Annotated in this window: 23 protein-coding genes; 16 read left to right on the top strand and 7 right to left on the bottom strand. The window is 59.4% G+C overall.

From position 1 onward, the window contains the following. The first annotated feature begins 109 nt into the window (after positions 1–109). The 8 genes from AC27HQ_RS14525 to AC27HQ_RS14490 all read left to right on the top strand — a co-directional run bounded on the left by AC27HQ_RS14525 (position 110) and on the right by AC27HQ_RS14490 (position 8,751). Positions 110–739, top strand: coding sequence for a hypothetical protein (locus tag AC27HQ_RS14525; protein ID WP_487156911.1), 630 nt, complete (start codon positions 110–112; stop codon positions 737–739). Between the two features lie 96 nt (positions 740–835). Next, on the top strand, positions 836–1,222 hold the full coding sequence (locus AC27HQ_RS14520; RefSeq protein ID WP_487156910.1) for a DUF2946 family protein: 387 nt from the start codon (positions 836–838) through the stop codon (positions 1,220–1,222). Positions 1,223–1,338: 116 nt separating this feature from the next. After that, entirely contained in the window at positions 1,339–3,396 is a 2,058-nt protein-coding gene (locus AC27HQ_RS14515; protein ID WP_487156909.1) for a TonB-dependent receptor family protein, read from the top strand. Further along, a complete protein-coding gene (locus AC27HQ_RS14510; RefSeq protein ID WP_487156908.1) occupies positions 3,393–4,862 on the top strand; it encodes a hypothetical protein in 1,470 nt (489 codons plus the stop codon). Before AC27HQ_RS14515 ends, AC27HQ_RS14510 begins: the two co-directional genes overlap by 4 nt. 144 nt (positions 4,863–5,006) lie before the next feature. Beyond that, positions 5,007–5,900, top strand: a complete 894-nt coding sequence (mmsB, locus tag AC27HQ_RS14505) for a 3-hydroxyisobutyrate dehydrogenase (protein ID WP_487156907.1) — start codon at positions 5,007–5,009, stop codon at positions 5,898–5,900. Beyond that, positions 5,897–6,940, top strand: a complete 1,044-nt coding sequence (locus tag AC27HQ_RS14500) for an enoyl-CoA hydratase/isomerase family protein (RefSeq protein WP_487156906.1) — start codon at positions 5,897–5,899, stop codon at positions 6,938–6,940. Before mmsB ends, AC27HQ_RS14500 begins: the two co-directional genes overlap by 4 nt. Next, positions 6,941–8,092: an acyl-CoA dehydrogenase family protein gene (locus tag AC27HQ_RS14495; RefSeq protein WP_487156905.1), complete on the top strand. Its 1,152-nt coding sequence runs from the start codon at positions 6,941–6,943 to the stop codon at positions 8,090–8,092. Positions 8,093–8,112: 20 nt separating this feature from the next. Continuing rightward, positions 8,113–8,751: a class I SAM-dependent methyltransferase gene (locus AC27HQ_RS14490; RefSeq protein ID WP_487156904.1), complete on the top strand. Its 639-nt coding sequence runs from the start codon at positions 8,113–8,115 to the stop codon at positions 8,749–8,751. 38 nt (positions 8,752–8,789) lie between these two features. Here the strand turns inward: AC27HQ_RS14490 and AC27HQ_RS14485 are convergent, their stop codons facing one another. Then, entirely contained in the window at positions 8,790–9,230 is a 441-nt protein-coding gene (locus AC27HQ_RS14485; RefSeq protein WP_487156903.1) for a hypothetical protein, read from the bottom strand. A gap of 35 nt (positions 9,231–9,265) precedes the next feature. Further along, the gene (locus AC27HQ_RS14480; protein WP_487156902.1) at positions 9,266–10,072 is read right to left on the bottom strand and encodes an enoyl-CoA hydratase-related protein; all 807 of its coding nucleotides are present in this window, start codon (positions 10,070–10,072) and stop codon (positions 9,266–9,268) included. Positions 10,073–10,245: 173 nt separating this feature from the next. Between AC27HQ_RS14480 and AC27HQ_RS14475 the strand changes: the two genes are divergently transcribed. Continuing rightward, the gene (locus AC27HQ_RS14475; protein ID WP_487156901.1) at positions 10,246–10,926 is read left to right on the top strand and encodes a spermidine synthase; all 681 of its coding nucleotides are present in this window, start codon (positions 10,246–10,248) and stop codon (positions 10,924–10,926) included. Between the two features lie 45 nt (positions 10,927–10,971). Then, positions 10,972–11,316 carry a YajD family HNH nuclease gene (locus AC27HQ_RS14470; protein WP_487156900.1) on the top strand — a complete coding sequence of 115 codons (345 nt, stop codon included), beginning with the start codon at positions 10,972–10,974 and terminating at the stop codon, positions 11,314–11,316. On the opposite strand, the gene AC27HQ_RS14465 is transcribed toward AC27HQ_RS14470, so the two are convergent. Together AC27HQ_RS14465 and AC27HQ_RS14460 are read right to left on the bottom strand one after the other, a co-directional pair. Beyond that, the gene (locus AC27HQ_RS14465) at positions 11,313–13,238 is read right to left on the bottom strand and encodes an alkaline phosphatase D family protein (protein ID WP_487156899.1); all 1,926 of its coding nucleotides are present in this window, start codon (positions 13,236–13,238) and stop codon (positions 11,313–11,315) included. The genes AC27HQ_RS14470 and AC27HQ_RS14465 overlap by 4 nt on opposite strands. A gap of 64 nt (positions 13,239–13,302) precedes the next feature. Further along, positions 13,303–14,004, bottom strand: a complete 702-nt coding sequence (locus AC27HQ_RS14460) for a glycerophosphodiester phosphodiesterase (protein ID WP_487156898.1) — start codon at positions 14,002–14,004, stop codon at positions 13,303–13,305. Positions 14,005–14,283: 279 nt separating this feature from the next. Between AC27HQ_RS14460 and AC27HQ_RS14455 the strand changes: the two genes are divergently transcribed. From AC27HQ_RS14455 to AC27HQ_RS14445, 3 genes are all read left to right on the top strand, one after another. After that, positions 14,284–14,487 (top strand): DUF3185 family protein, encoded by a 204-nt coding sequence (locus tag AC27HQ_RS14455; protein WP_487156897.1) that lies wholly within the window; start codon positions 14,284–14,286, stop codon positions 14,485–14,487. 138 nt (positions 14,488–14,625) lie between these two features. Next, complete coding sequence (locus tag AC27HQ_RS14450; RefSeq protein ID WP_487156896.1) at positions 14,626–15,453, top strand: sulfotransferase domain-containing protein; 828 nt, start codon at positions 14,626–14,628, stop codon at positions 15,451–15,453. 220 nt (positions 15,454–15,673) lie between these two features. Next, a complete protein-coding gene (locus AC27HQ_RS14445) occupies positions 15,674–17,017 on the top strand; it encodes a metal-dependent hydrolase family protein (RefSeq protein WP_487156895.1) in 1,344 nt (447 codons plus the stop codon). Positions 17,018–17,086: 69 nt separating this feature from the next. Here AC27HQ_RS14445 and AC27HQ_RS14440 read toward each other — a convergent pair whose 3' ends face one another. The 3 genes from AC27HQ_RS14440 to AC27HQ_RS14430 all read right to left on the bottom strand — a co-directional run bounded on the left by AC27HQ_RS14440 (position 17,087) and on the right by AC27HQ_RS14430 (position 19,388). Further along, entirely contained in the window at positions 17,087–17,242 is a 156-nt protein-coding gene (locus AC27HQ_RS14440; protein ID WP_487156894.1) for a hypothetical protein, read from the bottom strand. A gap of 107 nt (positions 17,243–17,349) precedes the next feature. After that, positions 17,350–18,720, bottom strand: a complete 1,371-nt coding sequence (locus AC27HQ_RS14435) for a heavy metal sensor histidine kinase (RefSeq protein WP_487156893.1) — start codon at positions 18,718–18,720, stop codon at positions 17,350–17,352. Continuing rightward, positions 18,717–19,388 (bottom strand): heavy metal response regulator transcription factor, encoded by a 672-nt coding sequence (locus AC27HQ_RS14430; RefSeq protein ID WP_487156892.1) that lies wholly within the window; start codon positions 19,386–19,388, stop codon positions 18,717–18,719. The genes AC27HQ_RS14435 and AC27HQ_RS14430 overlap by 4 nt, the downstream gene beginning before the upstream one ends. A gap of 139 nt (positions 19,389–19,527) precedes the next feature. Between AC27HQ_RS14430 and AC27HQ_RS14425 the strand changes: the two genes are divergently transcribed. The 3 genes from AC27HQ_RS14425 to AC27HQ_RS14415 all read left to right on the top strand — a co-directional run bounded on the left by AC27HQ_RS14425 (position 19,528) and on the right by AC27HQ_RS14415 (position 21,474). Then, a complete protein-coding gene (locus tag AC27HQ_RS14425; RefSeq protein WP_487156891.1) occupies positions 19,528–20,034 on the top strand; it encodes a GlcG/HbpS family heme-binding protein in 507 nt (168 codons plus the stop codon). A gap of 15 nt (positions 20,035–20,049) precedes the next feature. Further along, positions 20,050–20,460, top strand: a complete 411-nt coding sequence (uraH, locus tag AC27HQ_RS14420) for a hydroxyisourate hydrolase (protein ID WP_487156890.1) — start codon at positions 20,050–20,052, stop codon at positions 20,458–20,460. 348 nt (positions 20,461–20,808) lie between these two features. Then, on the top strand, positions 20,809–21,474 hold the full coding sequence (locus AC27HQ_RS14415; protein WP_487156889.1) for a hypothetical protein: 666 nt from the start codon (positions 20,809–20,811) through the stop codon (positions 21,472–21,474). Positions 21,475–21,514: the final 40 nt, after the last annotated feature.

Genomic DNA, 21,514 nt, shown 5'->3' with positions numbered 1-21,514 from the left:
GCCGCGCATTTCAGTTAAAGTAGCGCGCAGCCAGCCTCACAGAAGAGGCTGGCTGCGATGAAAGTTCTGGCGTAGAGCAGACTTTTCCATGTTATGGAGGACAGGACAGGTGTTCCAGAGACAAAACAGGTTGGTGTGGGTACTTCTGCTGATGGTCTTGCTGGCACAAGGTTGTGCCAGCCCAAGAATCGTCACGGGCGACTTCGGGGTTCTGAAGGCCCACTACTATGGTGGCGGGCTGAAGCTGTTCTTCAATATCAGTACAGCTCAGATTGCCGCATCAAGACAGGAAGGCGCTGTCGAGTTTGACCTCAGCCAGGTAGACCCGCAGCGTATTGAACAGTTGGCCGTCGAGATTGGCTACATGAATGATGTGCCCACGTCCCGATACCCGGTACGGCACCTCGACATCATCGATGCCGCCGTGACGGATGGCAAAATCCTTGTTCAGATACCTCGAGTAAATGATCACTCAGCCTATCTTGTCAGAGTCACGTTCTGGTCCAACAACATCATGTACAACGCCAACACCTGGCTAGTCAGACATGACGACCCCAGCTCAGGCCCAACTGAACTCTCGGGCCAACCCATAGCCCTGACAGGTCCCGGCGCAACCATGCAGATAAGCAAGAATGACGTTCACATTCTGGTCACGCCCCATTTTGCCGAGGCTCAGCACAGGGGTTACTACGCTCGCTTTCCGGAGTATCGCGCCATCAAAACCTCGGGAACCTATTAAGCAAGTGCATCGGTAACAGCAACGGCTGACTCGGCTTGGCAGTCTGGATAATAAAACCCGTTCACACTCAATGAGCCCTGCTGATATAGTCCGCCCATGCCAATAACAAGATCACGACGCGCTCACCTGGCCCTGATGCTGTATTTCTGCGTCATGCTGAGTGCATTCCATTGCAGCATTGGCCATGGCCAGATGTCCGGCATGCAGCTCAATGGCGTCAATGTTGCCTTTTGTTCTATTGATGGCCCCGCCTTTTCCAGCATTGACCTGGCATCTGAACTCACGGCCCCAAGTGCCAGTGCGAGTTTTGATTGCTCGCTTGTTTCATCCTTTGTTGCCCTGGCCCTGGCCGCCTTCTTTGGCTTGCTGGGCTGGTTGCCGTTACGGCGTGATCAGGTCGTTTTCAGATCACTGATCGTTGCCAAGCCCCGCCGACTCCCCTGGCTACCCGCCAACCCCCGCGCCCCACCCTTTTTCGCCTGATCCACTGGCGTTGCGTGAGCTGATCTCGCGCACGCACTGCACCTTCAATTAATTGAATTTGCGCCGCAACGGCCGGGCCTGTGCACCGGCCTATGCAGGCGATCAAGGGAATAATTATGCGCTATCTTAACCAACCGAGCCTGCTGGCTCTGTCCATATTTACTGCACTCGTTGGCACAGTTCAGGCTCAGCCAGTGACCGAACAGATCACGCTGCCTGACCAAACCGTCACGGCAACGCGTCAAGCCGACCCTACCGCACCCAGCCTGCTGGACACGCGCGAGAGCTTTGCGCGCATCCCGGGTGGCGCCACGGTGGTAGATGCCGAGACCTACAAAACCGGCCGTAGCAGCACCCTGCAGGATGCTCTGGGACTGGCGACCGGCGTCTTTGTCCAGCCCCGCTTCGGTGCCGAGGAGGCGCGCATTTCCATTCGCGGCTCAGGCCTGCAGCGCACCTTTCACGGTCGTGGTCTGTTGCTGATGCAGGACGGCGCACCGGTCAACCTGGCCGACGGCAGCTTTGACTTTCAAAGTATCGAACCGCTGGCAGCGGACCATGTTCAGGTGCTACGCGGCGCCAATGCCTGGCGCTATGGCGCGACCAACCTGGGTGGCGCAGTCAACTTCATTACCCCGACCGGCAAGACCGCCAGACCAGCCGATCTACGCCTGGAGGGTGGCAGTTTTGGTTATCGACGCCTGCATGCGGCCTTGGCCCAGGACCTTGGCAACTGGGACGGTTTTGTCAGCCTGTCGCATTCCGAACAGGACGGCTATCGCCAGCATGCCCAGCAGGAGAACCAGCGCCTGTTCGCCAATCTGGGTGGGCGTCTCACTGACCGCATTGCCACCCGGTTTTACCTGACCCATGTCGATACCGACTCGGCCCTGCCGGGCAACTTGACCAAGGCGCAGTTAAGAGACGATCCACGCCAGGCCAATCCCGGCAGCGTGACCAACGACAACCGCCGCGACTTTATCCTGAATCGGCTGGGTAACATCAGCGTGCTTCAGATCAATGCGGCGCACAGTCTTGAGCTAAGCAGTTTTTACAGCGATAAATCCCTGTTTCATCCGATATTCCAGGTACTCGATGTCGATAGCGAAGACATGGGCCTGCGCCTGACCCACCGCTGGGCCAACGACGCTGGCTGGCGCTGGAGTATGGGCGTAGAAGCACTGGAAGGACGCAATACCGATCAACGCTTTGTCAACCAGAGCGGCCAAAAGGGCCAACAGGTCAATCACCTGCGTCAGTCCGCCAGCAATCTGAATGCCTTTGCCGAACTGGAAGTGCCCGTCGCCGAACGCTGGGCCCTGTTTGCCGGGCTGGCGGCGCTGCGTCAGGAGCGGGATGTCAATGACCGCCTGCGCTGCAATGCCTTTGTCACGGCGGTCTGCGTACCGCAGGATGAGTCCTTCAGCAAAACCTACCGGGGTGAACTGGGCCGGCTCGGTCTGCGACATGATCTGACCGATGACATCCAGCTGTTCGGCAATATCAGCCAGAGCATGGAGCCACCGACCTTCAGCGAGCTGACCGGCGGCCAGGTGATCAGCGCCAATGACGCCCAGCGCGCCACCACGCTGGAAATCGGCATGCGCCTGAGTCGCGGCAATATAGAGCTGGATCTGGCGCTGTACCGCAGCCAGATCCGCGATGAGTTGCTGGCCCTCAACGATGCCAGCGGTCAACCGCAGGGCACGGTCAATGCCGATAAAACCCTGCATCAGGGGATTGAGCTAGGCGGTGCCTACACCCTTGGCCAAGTGGTATTGCGCGGACAATATCTGCTCAACGACTTTCGCTTTGAGGATGATCCGGTCTACGGCAACAACCGGCTGGCGGGCGTACCACGGCATTTTCTCAAGGGCGAAGCACTGTGGCAGGACGCTGGCTGGTATGCCGGACCCACAGTTGAGTGGGTACCCAGCCGATATGCCGTGGACCATGCCGCCAGTCTGTTTGCCGAGGGCTATGCCATATGGGGCCTGAAGGCCGGCTTCCGCCCGACGCAAGGGCTTGGCTTTTTCGTCGAGGGCCGTAACCTATCCGACCGTCACTATATCGCCACCACCGGCGTGATCGCCGATGCCCTGGGTGCCGACAGTGCGCAGTTCCTGCCCGGTGACGGACGCGGACTGTTTGCCGGTCTGGAGTGGCGTCTATGAGCCAGGCCGCCATGACGGGTGTTCGTACACCCACCTGGCGGCAGCGGCTGATGCGGCTGATGCCCTGGCATCGGCGGCTGGCCCTGCTGGCCTGTCTGGGGATTTTTAGCTGGGCAGGCAGCGGCATGCTGCATCCTGTGATGAGTTTTCTGCAGCCCCGCCCCACCGCCATGGCACCACCCCAAGCCGCCTTGCCGCTGGATAACCTTCTCCCCCCTGGCCGTATCCTGGCCGGGGCGGGGATTGAGCGGGTTAACGGCCTGCGCCTGATGCAACTGGCCGACGAACCCTACTATCAGGCACGGGTGGATGCTCAGAGCACGCCGCGCTACTGGCATGCGCGCACGGGCCATGAAGTTGATCTGCTGGCAACGCACACCGAAGCACTGGCCCGGCATTATCTGGGCACCGACGAGGCGCTGAGCTTTGCCGGCCTGCAGGTGCAGTTCAGCAACGAGTACGCCTTTATCAATCGCCTGCTGCCGGTGGCCCGCATTGAGACCCAGCGCGATAACCAACTGCGCCTGTATCTGGATCCTTACCATGACCGGCTTGGCACGCTGGTCGATCAGCGCAAGGCCTGGTTCAGTGGGTTTTTCATGACCCTGCACCGCTTTGGCTGGCTGGAAGCAGCCGGGCCGCTGCGGCCGCTACTGATGCTGTTACTGTTGGCGTCGATTCTGGCCGCCACCCTGATGGGCCTGGGCCTGTTTGTAGCGCGTAAGCGGCATCCCGGCACGCTGCGCCGCGTGCATGGCTGGGCCGGATTGGGCCTGGCACTGGCGACCCTGAGTTTTGCCAGCAGCGGCGCCCTGCATCTGCTGCACAAGGAGCGCACGGTGCCTTACCCGGCTGACTTCGTGGCTGAGTTTTCAGTCAACGATTTGGTCACAGCACCCAACCCTGGCTGGCTGCTGGCCGGAGAAAGCCTGCATCAGCTCAGCCTGATCATGGTCGATGACAAGCCGGTCTGGCGCGTGCAGGGCAACCAGTTCGGCATGATGAACAGCCTGCATTATCTGGATGCCGACGGTCAGCCTATGGCCGATGACACACCACGGCGTTATGCCCGCGAACGTCTCGACTTTTACGCGGCTCAGCTGGATCTGGCTGACGGTAGCCAACCCGCCATCCAACAGCGCTTTGACCATGACTACGGTTTTGTCTTCAAGCGCTTGCCGGCATTCAAAAGCCAGTACCCGGATGCGGCCAACACCGCCCTGTTCATCGACCCGCTGGACGGAGCCCTGGCCGCGCGGGTTGATGATGCCGACCGTTTTGAAGGCTGGATTTTTGGCTATCTGCACAAATGGGATTTTCTGTCGGTATGGGGTAACAACGTCAAACATCTGGTGGTTGGCCTGGCAGCCTTTTTACACATCGTGCTGGCGTTGTTTGGCATTGCTCTGGCTTGCAGACCCGCTGGACGAGGGCGTTCCAGCACAGGCTCAGAGCGTATTTCTTAAACCGCAGCAGGCACCGAGACAAGCCGTGCGCCGAGACTGGCGCTTATTGACCCTCTTCTGGCCTGCATGCCATCTATGTGCAGACCAGTTTGACTGTATGCTGGTGCACGTATCCGAAAACAAGAATTACAGGAGAACCGCGCCATGCATATCGGTTTTATCGGACTCGGCAACATGGGCGCACCCATGGCCCTGAACCTGCTCAAGGCCGGGCATCAACTGACTGTGTTTGACCTGTCTGCAGCCTCTGTTGCGGCACTGGTTGAGGCCGGAGCAAGCAGCGCGGGCAGTGTTGCCGAGCTGGCCAGACGTACGCCCGAGCTGATCATCAGCATGTTGCCGGCCGCACAGCACGTGAAAGGGGTCTATCTGGGGGATGCCGGGCTGCTTGCCCATGTCGCCCCCAGTGTAGTGCTGATCGACAGCTCGACCATCGACCCCATGAGCGCCCGCGAGGTCTCTGCCCTGGCGCTTACGCAGGGCAACCGCATGCTGGATGCACCGGTCTCCGGCGGCACCGGCGGCGCGGCAGCTGGCACCCTGACCTTTATGGTCGGCGGCGCGGCAGCGGATGTCGATGTCGCCCTGCCGGTACTCCAGGCCATGGGCCGGAATATCGTGCACTGCGGTCCCAGCGGTAACGGTCAGGTCGCCAAGGTGGCCAACAACATGCTGCTGGCGATCAGCATGCTCGGCACCGCCGAGGCCATGAATCTGGGTGTCTCGCTGGGCATGGAACCCAAGGTGCTGGCCGGCATCCTCAACAGTTCCAGCGGCCGCTGCTGGAGCTCGGACACCTACAACCCCTACCCCGGTGTGATGGAAAACGTACCCGCCGCACGCGACTACAGCGGCGGCTTTGGCAGCAGCCTGATGCTCAAGGATCTGGGGCTGGCAACCACCGCCGCCCAGCAGGCCGGACAACCCGTCGCCATGGGCGCGCTAGCACACCAGCTGTATCAAACCTTCTGTAGCCAGGGTAACGGTCATCTGGACTTTTCTGCCATCATCAAGCTCTGCAATGGAGAGAATGAATGAGCGAACAAAGCATCATCGTTGACGTACGCAACCATATTGGCCATCTAGTCCTGAACCGGCCGGCCGGCCTGAATGCCCTGAATATCGACATGATCCGCCAGTTGCAGCAGCAGCTTGATCGCTGGGCGAATGACAACGCGGTACGCGCTGTAGTGTTACGGGGTGCTGGCGAGCGAGCCTTTTGCGCCGGCGGTGACATCCGCACCCTGTATGACCTGCAACTGGCAGGCGACACTGCCAGTGTGATGCGCTTTTTCACCGAGGAGTACGCCCTCGACCAATGCCTGCATACCTATCCCAAACCTGTAGTCGCACTGATGGACGGCTACGTACTGGGTGGCGGCATGGGACTGGCGCAGGCCGCCAAGCTACGCATTATCACCGAGCGTTCACGCCTGGGTATGCCGGAAACCGGCATTGGCTATTTTCCCGATGTGGGCGGCAGCTATTTCCTGTCGCGCCTGCCCGGTGAACTGGGTACTTATCTGGGCCTGACCGGCAACCACCTGACCAGCGCCGATGCCCTGTATGCCGGGCTGGCCGATCATTGCCTGCCAAGCGAACAGATCGCGCTGCTGGATGAGCATCTGGATAGCTTCGACTGGGACCAGCAATCGCTGGAACAGCTGCTGCGCGATATGCCGCACAAAGCGTTGCCCAGCGGTGAGCTCAAAGCCCTGCAAGGGGTGATTGACCAGCACTTCCAGCACCGGACGCTAGGCGAAATATGCCAGTCCCTGCGCGAGGAAACCGACCCGTCCTACCGCGACTGGGCCAACAGCACCCTGACAACACTGGAGCAGCGTTCACCCTTAGCGCTGGCGGTAACCCTGGAACTGCTGCGTCGTGGCCGTCAGAGCACCCTGGCTGCGTGCTTTGCCATGGAGCTGCATCTGGACAGCCAATGGTTTGCTGCAGGCGACATCATGGAGGGCGTCCGCGCCCTGCTGGTCGACAAGGACAAGCAGCCACGCTGGAACCCGGCACAGATTGATCAACTCGATCCGGCCCGCGTCGCCGGCTTTTTCGAGGGACTTTGAATGCAGGATATCGAACTCAGCGAAGACCAGCGCATGATCCGCGACATGGCCCGGCAATTCGCCCAGGCCGAACTGGCACCGCATGCCGCCGAGTGGGATCAATCCGGCTGGATTGCCGATGCTACCGTGCAGCAGATGGGCGAGCTGGGCCTGCTCGGCATGATCGTGCCCGAAGAACAGGGCGGCAGTTATCTGGACTACGTCGCCTATGCGCTGGCGGTTGAAGAGGTGTCTGCCGGCTGCGGTGCCACCGGCGCCTTGATGAGTGTGCACAACTCGGTCGGTTGCGGCCCGCTGCTGAAATACGGCAACGCCGCACAACAGGAGCGCTGGCTGGCCGAACTGGCTAGCGGCCAGACCATTGGCTGCTTTTGCCTGACCGAACCCCAGGCCGGCTCCGAGGCGCATAACCTGCGCACCCGCGCGGTACTGGAGAACGGCGAATGGATACTCAATGGCGCCAAGCAGTTTGTCAGCAACGGCAAGCGCGCGGGCCTGGCGATTGTCTTTGCTGTGACCGATCCGGATCTGGGCAAACGCGGCCTGTCGGCCTTTCTGGTGCCGACCGACAACCCCGGCTTCCGCGTCGAGCGCATGGAACACAAGCTCGGGATTCGCGGCTCTGACACCTGTGCCATCAGTCTGGATAACTGCCGTATTCCCGAGGCCAACCTGCTGGGTCCGCGTGGCAAGGGCCTGTCGATTGCCCTGTCCAACCTCGAAGGTGGCCGCATCGGCATTGCCGCCCAGGCCCTGGGCATTGCCCGCGCCGCCTTTGAAGCCGCCCTGCGCTACGCCCGCGAACGCACCCAGTTTGGTGTCGCCCTGACCGAGCACCAGAGCATCGGCAACATGCTCGCCGACATGCACACCCGCCTGAATGCGACCCGTCTCCTGATTCTGCACGCGGCCCGCCTGAAGACCGCCGGTCAACCCTGCCTGTCCGAGGCGTCACAGGCCAAGTTGTATGCCAGCGAAGTGGCGGAAAAAGTCTGCTCCCAGGCAATCCAGATCCACGGCGGCTATGGCTATCTGCAGGATTATCCAGTCGAACGCCTGTATCGCGATGCGCGTATTACCCAGATCTACGAAGGCACCAGCGAGATCCAGCGACTGTTGATCGCCCGTGAACTGGTCAATTACAACCTGTGAGTCCTGATTCGGAGAACGACGTGTCCTGCCCCGTCTGCCTGCACCACCTCACGGTCCCCTTCATCCAGGTAGAGGGGCGCGACTACTGGCGCTGCCCACACTGCGAAGCAACCTTTCTTGACCCGGCACAACTCCCCGTTGCGGCAACCGAACACGCCCATTACCGCACCCACCGCAACGAGGTAAGCGACCCCGGTTATCGACGCTTTCTGGCGCGCCTGGCCGACCCCTTGTGCGAGAAACTGCAGCCCGGCCTGGCAGGCCTGGACTATGGCTGCGGACCCGGCCCCGCCTTGGCCGATATGCTGACGCAGGCCGGACACAACATGGCGCTGTATGACCCGCTGTTTCCCTGCGATGCTGACGCACTGCTCAAGCACTACGACTTTATTACCTGCACCGAGGTGGTTGAGCACTTTCACCGACCGGCTGAGGAGTTTGCGCGCTTTGACCAGTTGCTGCGACCGAATGGCTGGCTGGCGATCATGACCCTGTTCCAGACCGATGACGCCCAGTTTGCAACCTGGCATTACCGGCGCGACCCTACCCATGTGGTGTTCTATCGTCCGACGACCTTTGCGGTGATCGCCGAACGCTACGGCTGGCAGTGCGAGATACCAGCCAAGGATATCGTTTTGCTGCGTCAGCGCAGCCACTGAGCAGAGTGACTGCCTTCAGCATGGGGTATAGGTTCCGATCAGGCGCGGTTTCTGACCCGCCTTGCCAGGACCCAGGCCGAGACCAGCGTCGCAACACAGCCAAGCCCGCCAACCACAACCAGATTCACCTGAAATAGCTGGCGCAACAACAACCAGGACGAGAACGCGCCCATTGGCAGAGACAACAGCAGCGCCCAACGCCATCCAACATAACGGGCCAGCAAGGCATGGCAAAAGCCGGTAACGGCGGCTGGCATGCCTCCAAACACATAGCTGCCCAATAACAGCGCCAGGATAAACCACAGCTCACTGGCCTTCAGGGCCAGAATCACCGAGAACATCAGCACCCCGAAGACCAGCACAAAAGCGACAAAGGGGCCGACCAGGAAGAACACCCCGGCACCCTGCAGTGCCTGCAAAAAAGCCCCGGGGCCGCTGCGAGCTGGCGCCGCGATGTTGTCATCCAATCCCTGGTTCATTGCCCGCTCCCCGCCCCTGATCCGATGCGCCGAGCTTACCCTGCCAGCCGTGAAAAAGCAGGTGTGCGCTTTTCCTTGAACGCAGCAATGCCCTCAGCCGCTTCGGCTGAACCGAGAGCGATGGCCATCAGGTGTTTTTCAGCATCCAGTTGGCGCTCGAAACTCTCCCGGTCCGGACCGTGCAGCAAGGAGAGAATCGCCGCCTGCGACTCACGGGCGCCCTCGGCCAGTTGTTGGCCCAGTTCCAGTGCAGTAGCCAAGGCGTTACCCGCGGGTACGATACGGTTCACCACCCCGGCGGCGGCAAAGCGCTCGATCGGCAAGCGGCCGCCAAACAATGCGATTTCTGCAGCCAGTTGATGCGGCAGCGCGTGCGCGAGAAAAGCCGAACCACCGCCATCCGGGACCAGACCCGCCTTCACATAGGCCATGGAAATATAGCTGCCCTCGGCCGCCACGATCAGATCCGCAGCAAAGGCCAGTGAGGCCCCGGCACCGGCGGCGCCGCCCTCTATCGCGGCAATCACCGGTTTGGATGAAAATTTCAGCCTGATCACCAGATCATGCAACTTCTGGATCAGTGCCGCCCGTTCGGCCACCGGCAGTGCCGCACGGGTTTCGAGCGACAGCAGATCACCGCCCGAGCAAAAGAAGTTACCCGCACCACAGAGCACAATATTGGCGATCTGCGGGTCTGCCAACGCTTCGTCAAGGTAGCGGTTCATCAGAATGTAGGTCGCGGTTTCCAGCGCATTGCGCTTGTCCGGACGGTTCAGGGTCAACACACAGGTGGGGCCGTGGTTGGCGGCCAGCACAATATCGTTAGCGCTTGCGGATGTCATGGTCAGTCCTTGGCAAAATCAGAAACAGTAACCTGGTCACAGTGTCCTCTGTCGTGCGCCGACCTGTCCATGTCAGTGGCGCGTCAGCAAGCGCGTGAATGATGGACAACAAGCACGGGAAGCCTGCGCCGCGCTCAGGCATAATGCCGGTTCACGCCCCATGCGAGAGCCCCATGAAACGCTTTGTTCTGCTCGATACCGCCCCCATCCCCAACAACGGCGGTGCGCTCTGCCTGTTTGAGTATGGCGACGATCTGGTCATCAAGCTGGAGGGCGGCAAGGGTGGGCAGCTGATGAATACCCGTATGCACGGCTCGGAAGATGCGCTGGCCGAGATCCCCTGCAAACAGATTGCCGCCCGGCCCGGCGCACGGGTATTGATCGGCGGATTGGGCATGGGATTTACTCTGGCCTCGGCCTTGCAACACCTCGGCCCGGATGCCGAAGTGCAGGTCGCCGAACTGGTACCAGGCGTGATCGAATGGAACCGTGGCGCACTGGGCGCCAAGGCCGGACACCCGTTGGCCGATCCGCGAGCCCAGGTACTGAACCGCGATGTTGCGCACATCCTGCGCGATGAACCCCGTGGCTATGACGCTATCATGCTGGATGTCGACAACGGTCCCGAAGGTCTGACCCACAGCGCCAACAGCTGGCTCTACTCGCTTGAAGGCCTGAGCACCTGTGCCAAAGCCCTGCGCCCGGGCGGGTTGCTGGCGGTCTGGTCTGCCAGCGCTGACCGGCCATTCGCCCAACGCCTGGCCAAGGCCGGATTCAAGGCCGATGAAGTACAGGTGTACGCCCATGGTAATCGGGGCGCCAAACACACCATCTGGATTGGCCAGCTGAAATAAAGCCCTCGCGCTACACTAAGGTCTAGACAACACCGGAGATCGGCCATGAGCAAACACAGTACCGCGCAGAGCCGCGAACAGGGCTACCGCGAAAAAGCCCTGAAGATGTACCCCTGGGTCTGTGGTCGTTGCGCCCGCGAATTCAGCGGCAAGCGGGTCAGCGAATTGACCGTGCATCACCGCGATCACAACCACGATAACAACCCGGAAGACGGTTCCAACTGGGAGCTGCTGTGCCTGTTCTGCCACGACAACGAACATGCCCGCTACACCGACCAGCAATACTTCAGCGACGCCTCCACCGCCACACCCAAGGTCAAGCAGGCGACACACAAGGCGTTTGAAGGCCTGGGCGCGTTACTCAACAAAGGCAGTGAAAAAGCCGATTAGCTGCGCGGCAGGAAAGAGACCTCAAAGCCCCGCGCATCCAGCTGCTTGACCTCAACCGGCTGCCCGCTGTTATCCAGGCGCACCAGACCTACCCCACTGCCGTTCCAGAGTCGCTCACCGGCCTTGGCCCGATCCGGATCGCGCGGGGTGACACGCATGCGCCGCCGCTTGGTCAGCCAGTTCAGCGGCGACCATGGCGCATAAAGCCAGCGGTTCAGCCGATCAAACAGGTTCAACAGGGTTTCCGGAAAGCTGTTTTTCAATCCGCTGCTGGTGATCTGAAAGATCCCCGGCGCCTGGTTACGGTGACGGATGGTCACGTCATACATAAAGGAATAATGCACATCACCGGACAGCACCACGAAATTGGTCGGTGTGCGCGAATGCCGGAAGATATTCAACATGACGCTGGCCGCACCGCGATGCGCCATCCAGTTTTCCGCATCGACCAGCAAGGGTTTACCCAGCAGAGTGAACAGCTTCTGGATACCCTCGATCAGCTTCACACCGAACATGGGGGCCGGCGAGACAATAATCACCGCGTTCTTATCCAGCAGCTTCTGCTGCATCTCACTCAGGGCTTCCCAGTCCATCAGACCTGAAGGCCGGGCCGGCCGGCTGCTGTTGCGCCAGCGTTGAGTGCGGGTATCCAGCACCAGCAGATGGGGCTGCCCGGCCACCTCATAGGACCAGCCATGAAAGCCCAGTGCCGTATTGATACAGGCATCCTGGGCGGTCTTGTCCAGCCAGCCGCCCTGTTCGCGAGCGGCTATTAGCAGGTCGGCAAGCTGCTGTAGTGGCGCATCCACCTTATGCGGCGCATTACCCCAGCCCTGACAGAGCAGATATCCGAGCAGTGCGTTACCGATAATGCGCTTGGAAAAGGGATGACCATAGGCGGTGCTTTCCCAGTCTGCTGTCAGGTTCCAGTCATCGGTTACATCATGGTCATCGAAGATCATCAGGCTAGGTAGATGGGCCATAAGGCGGGCTACCTGCGGTAAACCCTTAACAAAGCCCTCGATCGCAGTCTTTTCCCGGACATAGCGTTGAGCATGCGCCTGACTGAGTGCGGACGGCGTCAGGTCAAGCAGCCGCCAGGGCACCGGTGACCATACCAGCAGATACATGGCCAACATCTCGGCCAGGGTGATCAGATGATTCTGCGCATTAGCCGAGGTAAAAACCGGCTTCTTCACCCCGCCAAAGAAGCGTTCACGCAAGGGCAGATTCACCGGGATATCAGGCAGCAGTTGCACACGTTGATAGTAGTTCTCGGCACTCTGATACAGCGCCTGACTGTCAGCGACGGTGGCCCCGTCGAGCCGCTCATCAAACAACCCCAGGCATTCAACCAGCTGATGTACGGCATGCAGCATCGGACCTGCCACATCGTCCACATAGACCTGATCGCCGGTCATCAACAGCCAGGCCGGGCGCTGCTCAGGCTGGTCGAGCCGTTCGGCCAACCAGGCATCGGCACGCACCAGCCCATCGGCGCAAGGCGCATGAGGTTTGCGGCAGGAGCCATGCAACAACTGACTATTGCTGCTGGCTATCATGAAAGCGGCTTTATCTCGACCGGGATAAAGCAGGTGTGGCAGCGCACTGGCAATGCACTGCTGTTCGCCCGACTCGACCCAGCACAGGTCGTACTCGATCAGCGTATCCAGCGGTAACGGCTCATCGAGTGTTATGTCCAGCAGGTAGACATGGGCATGCCGGCCAATGGGCAGCGACTGGCAGAAGGGTCCATCCGGCTCAATGGCAACGGCCTGATCCAGCTCACCTCGCTGCAGATGCAGCGTCAATGAAAGCGGCCGACTGACCACCAGCCAGACAAGCAGGCGTGAGGGCTCAAGGCGTCGCAGGATCGGTCCGGTGAGCAGCGCAGGCAGCGAAGAGGGATCATGTGAAGGCATGCAAGTCAGACTGGATCCCGGGCCCAGGGTTCAGCTGTGCATGCATCGAAATGTTTCGTACTGATCACCCTTTGCCGGGCGTCGAATCCGGGAGCAGCGTCAGTATGTTATCGGTAAACACCCAGTCCACCCCTCGGTGCACCTCGCGGTTGAGCACATAACTGTTCTCGACCAGTCCGGTCCCTACCTGCCGCCCCTCCTCACGCAATTGCCGCAAGCAGCCGGCCCCCATCAGCGCAAAGGAGCCCGCCATGGCGCCGTGACCCAGTTCGCGGTTCTGCCTGAGAATTGCCCCGGTGTTGGCTTCAGCCACATCGACAAAGGCGGCGCGCGGAATATCCCTGAACCCTTCCAGATGGTCAGGCACCAGACTGAGCAGGTGGTAGTCGTCACCGGGCGTGAGGGATGCAAGCCAGGGGGTGATGCGTTGAGGCAGGCTTGAGCGCTGGCGCCAGGACTCCTTGATTTCCAACATCAGATGCATGCGCCCGGCATTCAGCTGCAACACCTCATCCAGATGCGGAATCTGCGGCACAGCCAGACGCAAGTCGCGGAAGTTGGTCTCGGCAATGACGATATCCGGCCGGTTGAAGAGCCGGCCACAATGCGCATCATGGTGCACTACCGGCTCACCGTCGCGGGTCAGATGGATATCCATTTCCGCGCCCCAGACACCCATTTCCAAGCACAGCTCAAAGGCTTCAAGGGTATTTTCCAGCACCTGTCCGTCGGGACCCTGACCATGCGCACCACGGTGCGCTACCAATCTGACCTCAGCGCAACTGACTGGCCTTCTGCTCTGAGGCGTCAAGGCCCATAGATGATTTGCTAGGGTATTGAGTCTGTCAGTGAAACTCGCCATTGCCGATCCCATGTCAGTACCTGTTCTCAGCATAAGCAGCAGATCCGCACAGCGCCATGGCGGGACATTGCCCGCAACAAAGCTGATCGGCGCAGAACAGGCATGCAATACTGCGTTACACTCGTTGCGGATGACAACGTAACGCAGCACAACGCACGTCAACAATAAAAACGGAGAAACACCATGGGAAGTCAGAAGCTGGTTGGGATCGTACTGATCGCACTCGGCATACTACTGCTTTATTTCGGCTACCAGTCCTCTCAATCCCTCGGTGAACAGCTGACCGAAACCTTTACTGGACGTTTTACCGATGAAACCATGTATTTCATTATTGGCGGCGCCCTTTCCCTTGTAGCGGGCGTTTTCATGGCGTTCTTGTGCAAGTAAGCCTGGACCGCCAGGGGCTGATCGTTGACACGCCGAATCATGCCCCTCATCAAAATCAGCACTGGCCTTGTGCGTTGATAAACCCAGCCAATCATGGGCGGCTTATTTGAAATGCGTTTAAAGAAAAAAATTCAATCCATGCTTCGCGGTGGCCATCGTCCAGACTTTATTATCGTTGGCGCGCAAAAGAGCGGCACATCATCGCTTTTCAGTTATCTCAACGAGTCTGAAAACCTCTGTGGATCAACGCCCAAGGAAATCCATTTTTTTGATCGTGACGATAACTTCAGCAAGGGCAACCGCTGGTACGAAGGTCATTTTCTGCGCCGCAAGGACAAGGTTAAAGACGTCAACTACTTCGAAGCCTCGCCCAGCTACCTGTATCGGGAAAAGGTCCCTGAACGCCTGAAGGCCTACAACCCCGATCTGAAGATCATCATTATCCTCAGGGAACCCATTGCAAGGGCCTATTCAGCCTGGAACATGTACCGCCAGTGGAACGAAGAGGGTCGCGTTCCACGCAGCATCGCCATCGATGAACAGGGTCGCGATGACAGCCCGATCAAACGGATTTTCTTCAACGGCCCCTGTCCGTCCTTTTCCGACTACATCAGGCTGGAAATGGCCTTGATCGAATCAGGTGCCAGCGACGAGGAACCCAGCCTGCTGCGTCGAGGGTTCTACAGGGAACAGATCGAACGCTATGTGACCTGTTTTGGTTGGGCCAACGTACTGGTGCTGGGCTTTAACCAGCTTAAGAATGACAGCGCCGCTGTGGTTAAAACCTGCCATGACTTTCTCGGGGTGCCCTATCAGGACGTGCCACAACAGCGCCTGATGGAAATCAAAAACAGCAGGACGTACCCCTCAGACATTACTCAACAAGACCTGAACACACTTGAATCGCTGTATGCGCAGGCAAACAATGAACTGTTTGAGTACCTGGGTTTTCAACCAGACTGGTAAAAGCACTGAATGTCCTCTTCAGAGCTTTTGTCTTGTCTACGTTTCCTACGCAAAGGCTCAGGTGACTCAAGCCTATCAACGGTCATTTTCCATTACACGCTTATCCCCGCTTTCGTAAGGATTCTGTCCAACGTGTTACATCAGCACACCACCGTTACCCCGTCCGTCACGAACACAGACTAGAATCACCTAACCACCCTGCCCCCTCGGGAGTCTGACCATGATGCGCCTGACCACCTTGCTAATGCTCTGTACCAGCCTGCTGCTTCCCCTGGCCAGCCATGCCACACGCCCTGTGCCGCAGGACATGCTGCTGCAGAACGTCTATGTATTCGACGGCACCTCGGCCCAGCGCAGCAACGCGCCGATGCAGGTACTGGTGCGCAACGGACTGATAGAACAGATCAGCCGCGCCGCTATCACCCCCGCAGCCGATGACAACCTGATGGTCATCGATGGCGGCGGCCGCACCCTGATGCCGGGGCTGATTGATGCCCACTGGCATTCCACCCTGGCCAGCCCGACCTCGGTCAGTGCCATGACCGCCGATATTGCCTATATCCACCTGCTCGCTGGCCGCGTGGCCGATGCCACATTGATGCGCGGCTTTACTTCAGTAAGGGATATGGGTGGTCCGTCCTTCGGTTTGCGCCGCGCCATTGAAGAAGGGCTGGTGGTGGGCCCGCGTATCTTTCCCTCCGGCGCCATGGTGTCCCAGACCGGCGGTCATGGCGATTTCCGTTTACCCCATGAAGTCCCCCAGGCTGCCAACGCCCCCCTTAATTACACCGACCGGGTCGGCGTGACGGCGATTGCCGATGGTTCCGATGCGGTACTGAAGCGGGTGCGCGAGCAACTGATGCTCGGTGCCACGCAGATCAAACTCATGGCCGGTGGCGGGGTATCGTCGCTTTATGACCCGCTGGATGTCACCCAATACACCCCTGAAGAATTGCGCGCCGCTGTGCAGGCCGCAGAAAACTGGGGCACCTACGTCGCCGTGCATGCCTACACCTCGCGGGCCGTGACCATGGCGCTGGAAGCCGGGGTACGCAGTATCGAGCATGGCCAGTTGGTGGATGAGGATACCGTCCGCTTAATGGCAGAAAAGGACGCCTGGTGGAGCCTGCAGCCCTTTATCGATAATGAACTGTCCAACCGCCAAATCGGTGCCGCCCGCCTCAAGCAGCAAATGGTTCAGCAGGGCACCGACCGGGCCTTTGAATTGGCGCGCAAGTACAATATCAAGGTCGCCTTTGGCACCGACATGCTCGGCACCGGCAGTCTCGGTGAGAACCAAAATGCCCTGCTGGTATCCATGCAGCGCTGGTACAGCCCCGGCGAAGTCCTGCAGATTGCCACCGGCAACAACGGTGCGCTGATGAGCCTGTCAGGCCCCCGCTATCCCCTGCCCGCGCCACTGGGCGTGATCAAGGAAGGGGCGATTGCCGACCTGCTGCTGGTTGAAGGCGACCCGACCGAGGACCTGAGCCTGATAGCCAGCCCGCAGGAGAACTTTCGATTGATCATCAAGCAGGGCGTGATCTACAAGAACACCCTTTAGCCAGGGCTGGCGCATGACCAGGCAAAGCCTGCACACCTGCCATGCGCTGTGGTTTATGCGCCGCGCTTGTTACAGCTCAGTGGCTGCAACCGGGCCTGATGTGGGCTGCAGGTCTTGATGCAGATTTTGATGAAACTCACGCAGACGGGTGCTGCCATCTTCAGCCTGAGCAACAGAAGCAGCCAATACAACGAGACAAAAAACGGCGGTAATGAGCTTTTTCATACTGTCATCCTGTTCGGTTGATACACGGTAGCGGGACGCCACCGTCTGACAGGAACAGGTTAGGGTCTGCTCACCCACGCCAGCATGACGCAGGCATTACAAGATTGTCATGTGCGCACTGTGGCGGGGAAATGCAGAGTGAAGCGTACGCCATTCTCTTCGTTACTGACGCTGACGCGACCGCCGTGCCGCTGCATCACCGCCGCGACGATGGCCAACCCCAGACCGCCGGTGTCGCCCGGTTGACTGCGTGAGGCGTCTGCCCGATAAAAGCGCTCAAACAACCTGGGCAGGTGCTGCGCGTCGATGGCCGGTCCGTGGTTGAACACACTGACCCTGATTTCAGCCTCGTCATGCTGGCTTGTCAGTCTGATCTCGCTGCCAGCATCCGCATGACGGATGGCATTGGCCAGCAGATTGGCCAGGGCGCGGGTCAGCATCTCAGGCTCGACCTCCAGACTGTGGCTACAGCTGTTGAGCAACTGCAACTGGCGATCCTCGGCCATCCCCTCGAAATAGGCACAGAGTCGATCAACCAGCACGGCCAGATCAGTTGGTTGCGTGTTGATGCGCTGCTGGGGCTGCACCGACCGGGCCAGAAACAGCAGGCTGTCGATCATCCGCGACAAGCGCTCGAACTCTTCAAGGTTGGACTCAAGCAGCTGCTCGTATTGCTCTATCGGCCGCACACGACTCAGCGATTGCTGGGTCTGCCCGATCAGGTTATTGAGCGGGGTGCGCATCTCATGGGCCAGGTCAGCAGAAAACCGGTTCAGTTGCTCAAAACCCTCCTCCAGTCGTGCCAGCGCCTGATTGAAACTGCCTACCAGAGCATCAAGTTCGGTATACCGGGTGGGCGTGTGCAAGCGTTGATGCAGGCTGTCACTGTCAATGGCACCGGCTTGCTGCGCCAGATGCCTCAGGGACCTCAAACCGCGCTGGCTTAACCAGAAACCCAACAGAAAGCTCAGCACACTGCCAACACTCAGGGCCGTTATCAGGTTTATGCGATAGGCTCCGAGCATCTGTTGCCGCTCGGCCAGCAGATGCCCGGCAATCAGCGTCAAGGGGCGTTGATTGACCACTATCCGCTGGACCACCAGACGGTAGGTCTGGTCGCTGTCCTGGTGAAAGCGGGGTTGCTCGGCGGCATCCAGCCGGGGTCTGGGCAGATCGGTAGGGTTGATACTGACCAGTGCACGCCCGTCCGGGTCCAGTACCCAGAGAAAGTGCTGGGTGTTGCCCAGCATATTGGCGTACAGCTCGGGACGGTTGGTCGGCTCATCCAGGTCAGGACTGCCCTGCAGCAGCAGTTGCACCCGCTCAAGGCGTCCGAGCAGGGCCTGGTCATCGCGCAGGGCCACTTCACTCAGCAGCGACTGATACAGGTAGACGCCCACGACTCCCATCAGCAGCGTACCGAGCAGGGCAAAGCCAAGGCCCAGGCGCACACTCAGTGAGCGGAACAAGGCAGTCATGCCTGCAGGTCCAGCTTGTAGCCCATGCCGCGCACGGTATGCACCAGCTTGTGCTGGAAGGGATCATCCAGCTTCGCCCGCAGGCGCCGGATGGCCACATCCACCACGTTGGTATCACTGTCAAAGTTGATATGCCAGACCTCCGAGGCAATCCGGCTGCGCGACATGACCTCGCCCGGATGGCTGATCAACAACTGCAGCAGGGCAAACTCCTTGTTGGTCAGCAGCACCCGTTCTGCGCCGCGCTTGACCTGACGGCGCAGCACATCCACCTCCAGATCGGCCAGCCGGTAGCGCTCGGCCTCACGGACCGGCGCCCGGCGCAACAGACTGCGCACCCGCGCCAGCAACTCCGCATAGGAGAAAGGTTTGACCAAGTAATCATCGGCCCCCGATTCCAGCCCCTTGACCCGGTCTGCAACGCTGTCCCGGGCAGTCAGAAAGAGTACCGGCGTGGCACTGCGGCTGCGGATCAGCTTGATCAGTTGCCAGCCATCCATGCCCGGCAGCATCACATCCAGAATGATCAGATCAAACTCATCCTCTTCAATCAGGTGCCGAGCGTCCAGACCATTCAGGGCGACCGACACGTGATAACCCGACTCACCCAGTCCCTTGTGCAAATAGTCCGCCGCCTTGCGCTCATCTTCCACAACCAGAATACGCATGATGTTCTCTCCCGATACCCAGCTAGAGTAGAGCCAAAGCGCAACACTGCCCATTACAAAAACGTAATCTCGCGGCAATCCGGGTGACGGGTGCATCAAGGCAGGCTGTACCGGTATTCACACACCCGGAGAACAGCCCATGCCGCACCGACCTGTAGTACTCGGACTCCTTGTCCTCAGCCTGTCTGCCATGGCAGCCCCACTGGCAGCAGCCGAACCGCTCAAGCTGGCGGAACGCCGTGATCTGACCTTGCAACTCGGCAGCGCGCTGGCCCAGGCCACCCTGGACGCCTGCCATGCGCAACAACGCACGGCCGTGGTTGCGGTGGTCGACCGGGCTGGCCAGCTCATAGTGCTGCTGCGGGATGACAATGTCGGCCCGCACAATACCCTTGCCGCACAACGCAAAGCCTTCACCGCTTTATCCACCAAGACCGCCACCAGCGTACTCGCTGAACGGGCCAGCATTAATCCCACTGCAGCCAACCTGACCACACTGGATGAACTCCTGCTGCTCGGCGGCGGGGTACCTGTGATAGTGGATAACGAAGTGGTCGGCGCCATTGGTGTGGCCGGTGCCGGCGGTGCTCAGTTTGATCAAGCCTGCGCCGTCACCGCCATCGAACAGATAACCCAAACCCGATAACACAGAGGAAAAACCATGAAATCCATCACCCGTTACAGCCTGGCACTGGCTCTCAGCTGCGCCGCCGGATTGACCCTGGCCGCCGACAATCCGCTCAGCGTGCATGTCCTCAATCTGGAAAGCGGCCTGCCCTCGGCTGACGTCCGGGTCACACTGGAGCAGTTACAGGGCCAGCACTGGCAGCCGTTGGGTGAAGCCGTGACCAATCAACAGGGACGCATTCCCGCCCTGTACCCGGCTGACCAAAACCTGCAAAGCGGCACCTACAAGGTGACCTTCAAAACCGGCGACTGGTTTGCCGCGCAGAATCAAAAGACCTTCTTCCCGGAAGTGCCGGTGATCGTTGAAATCGACGGCGAGGTCGCGCATTACCACATTCCCTTGCTGCTCAGCCCTTACGGGTATTCGACCTATCGCGGGAATTGAAGCAGGACCGCAACAGCCAGCCTGATCGAAGAGGCTAGCGTTATAAGCCCGACTGGGTCGGGCTGCCGCCCTACGAATTCGTATAAATACGGCTTGAAACCAGGGACTGAGCAATAGCTGTGTTCATCAGACCCCGGCTTTTCCATCAGCCGACGCTTGGCAGTCATCACAAATAAATGCAGTATCACGAAGTACAAGACCGGATTGCCCAACCTTGCGTTAGAAGAGGTTCCAGCTAGCGGCACCTTCGCGGCAGGGTGGCATTCGATAAGCAAGTTGGAACAATGCCTTTTTCACACGTCCGCTGAAGCGACACGTATACGCCAGAAGCAAAGCAGGGAAACGCTAATGAGATGTCGCTTACTCGCTGTACCCGTTTGTTGGCTGTTCATTCTCTTCGCCATAACAGGTTGTACTCACACACCTGTTACGTCCATCACACCTGTATCCAGTCAGCTGATCAATCAGGACGGTATCAAGCGACCGGGGCGCTATGCACTCATGGTGTCCTCGGAAAGTCTAGAAGGAACGGCTGGAGCATTATCTCCCAGTTGCAGCGGCTATGTCTTTCCATACGACGTCAGAGAGAGCTTTGTAAAGCTGGCTCATGAGGCCGTCGGGCAACTGGTTGAACAGGTTGACCTTGTCAGCCCAGAGCTGGAAGCACCGCCCTCTGACTACGATGCGGTGATCCACATCAATATGACTAACTCCCAAGCCGTTTTTCGAGTGATATCCGGCATCTGGTCTGCAGATGTTATAGCCGCTGTAGAACTGAGATCTGAGATCTCAATTGTCAGTAACGACACTGCGCTCTCCTCGCCTGAACTGACTGTGTCCGGCAATTATAGAGGTCCACTGGGATACCTCTGCAACGGCATAACAGAAACTGTTGGAGTTGCCATGGACAAGGTCAGCCATCAAAAACTTATTCTGCTATCCCAAGCCATCAAGGAAATTCTTGATTCTGACGAGTTACCAACCGCTAAATCAGTTAGAGCCCAGTTTTTATAGCCCAAACCGAAGCTACAAGATGTGGCCCAAGCAAGCCCCG

It is taken from the genome of Halopseudomonas sp. 4NH20-0008, assembly GCF_057548395.1.
Note: the sequence above shows the minus strand (reverse complement) of the source record. Positions and strands in the feature narration are given on the sequence as shown.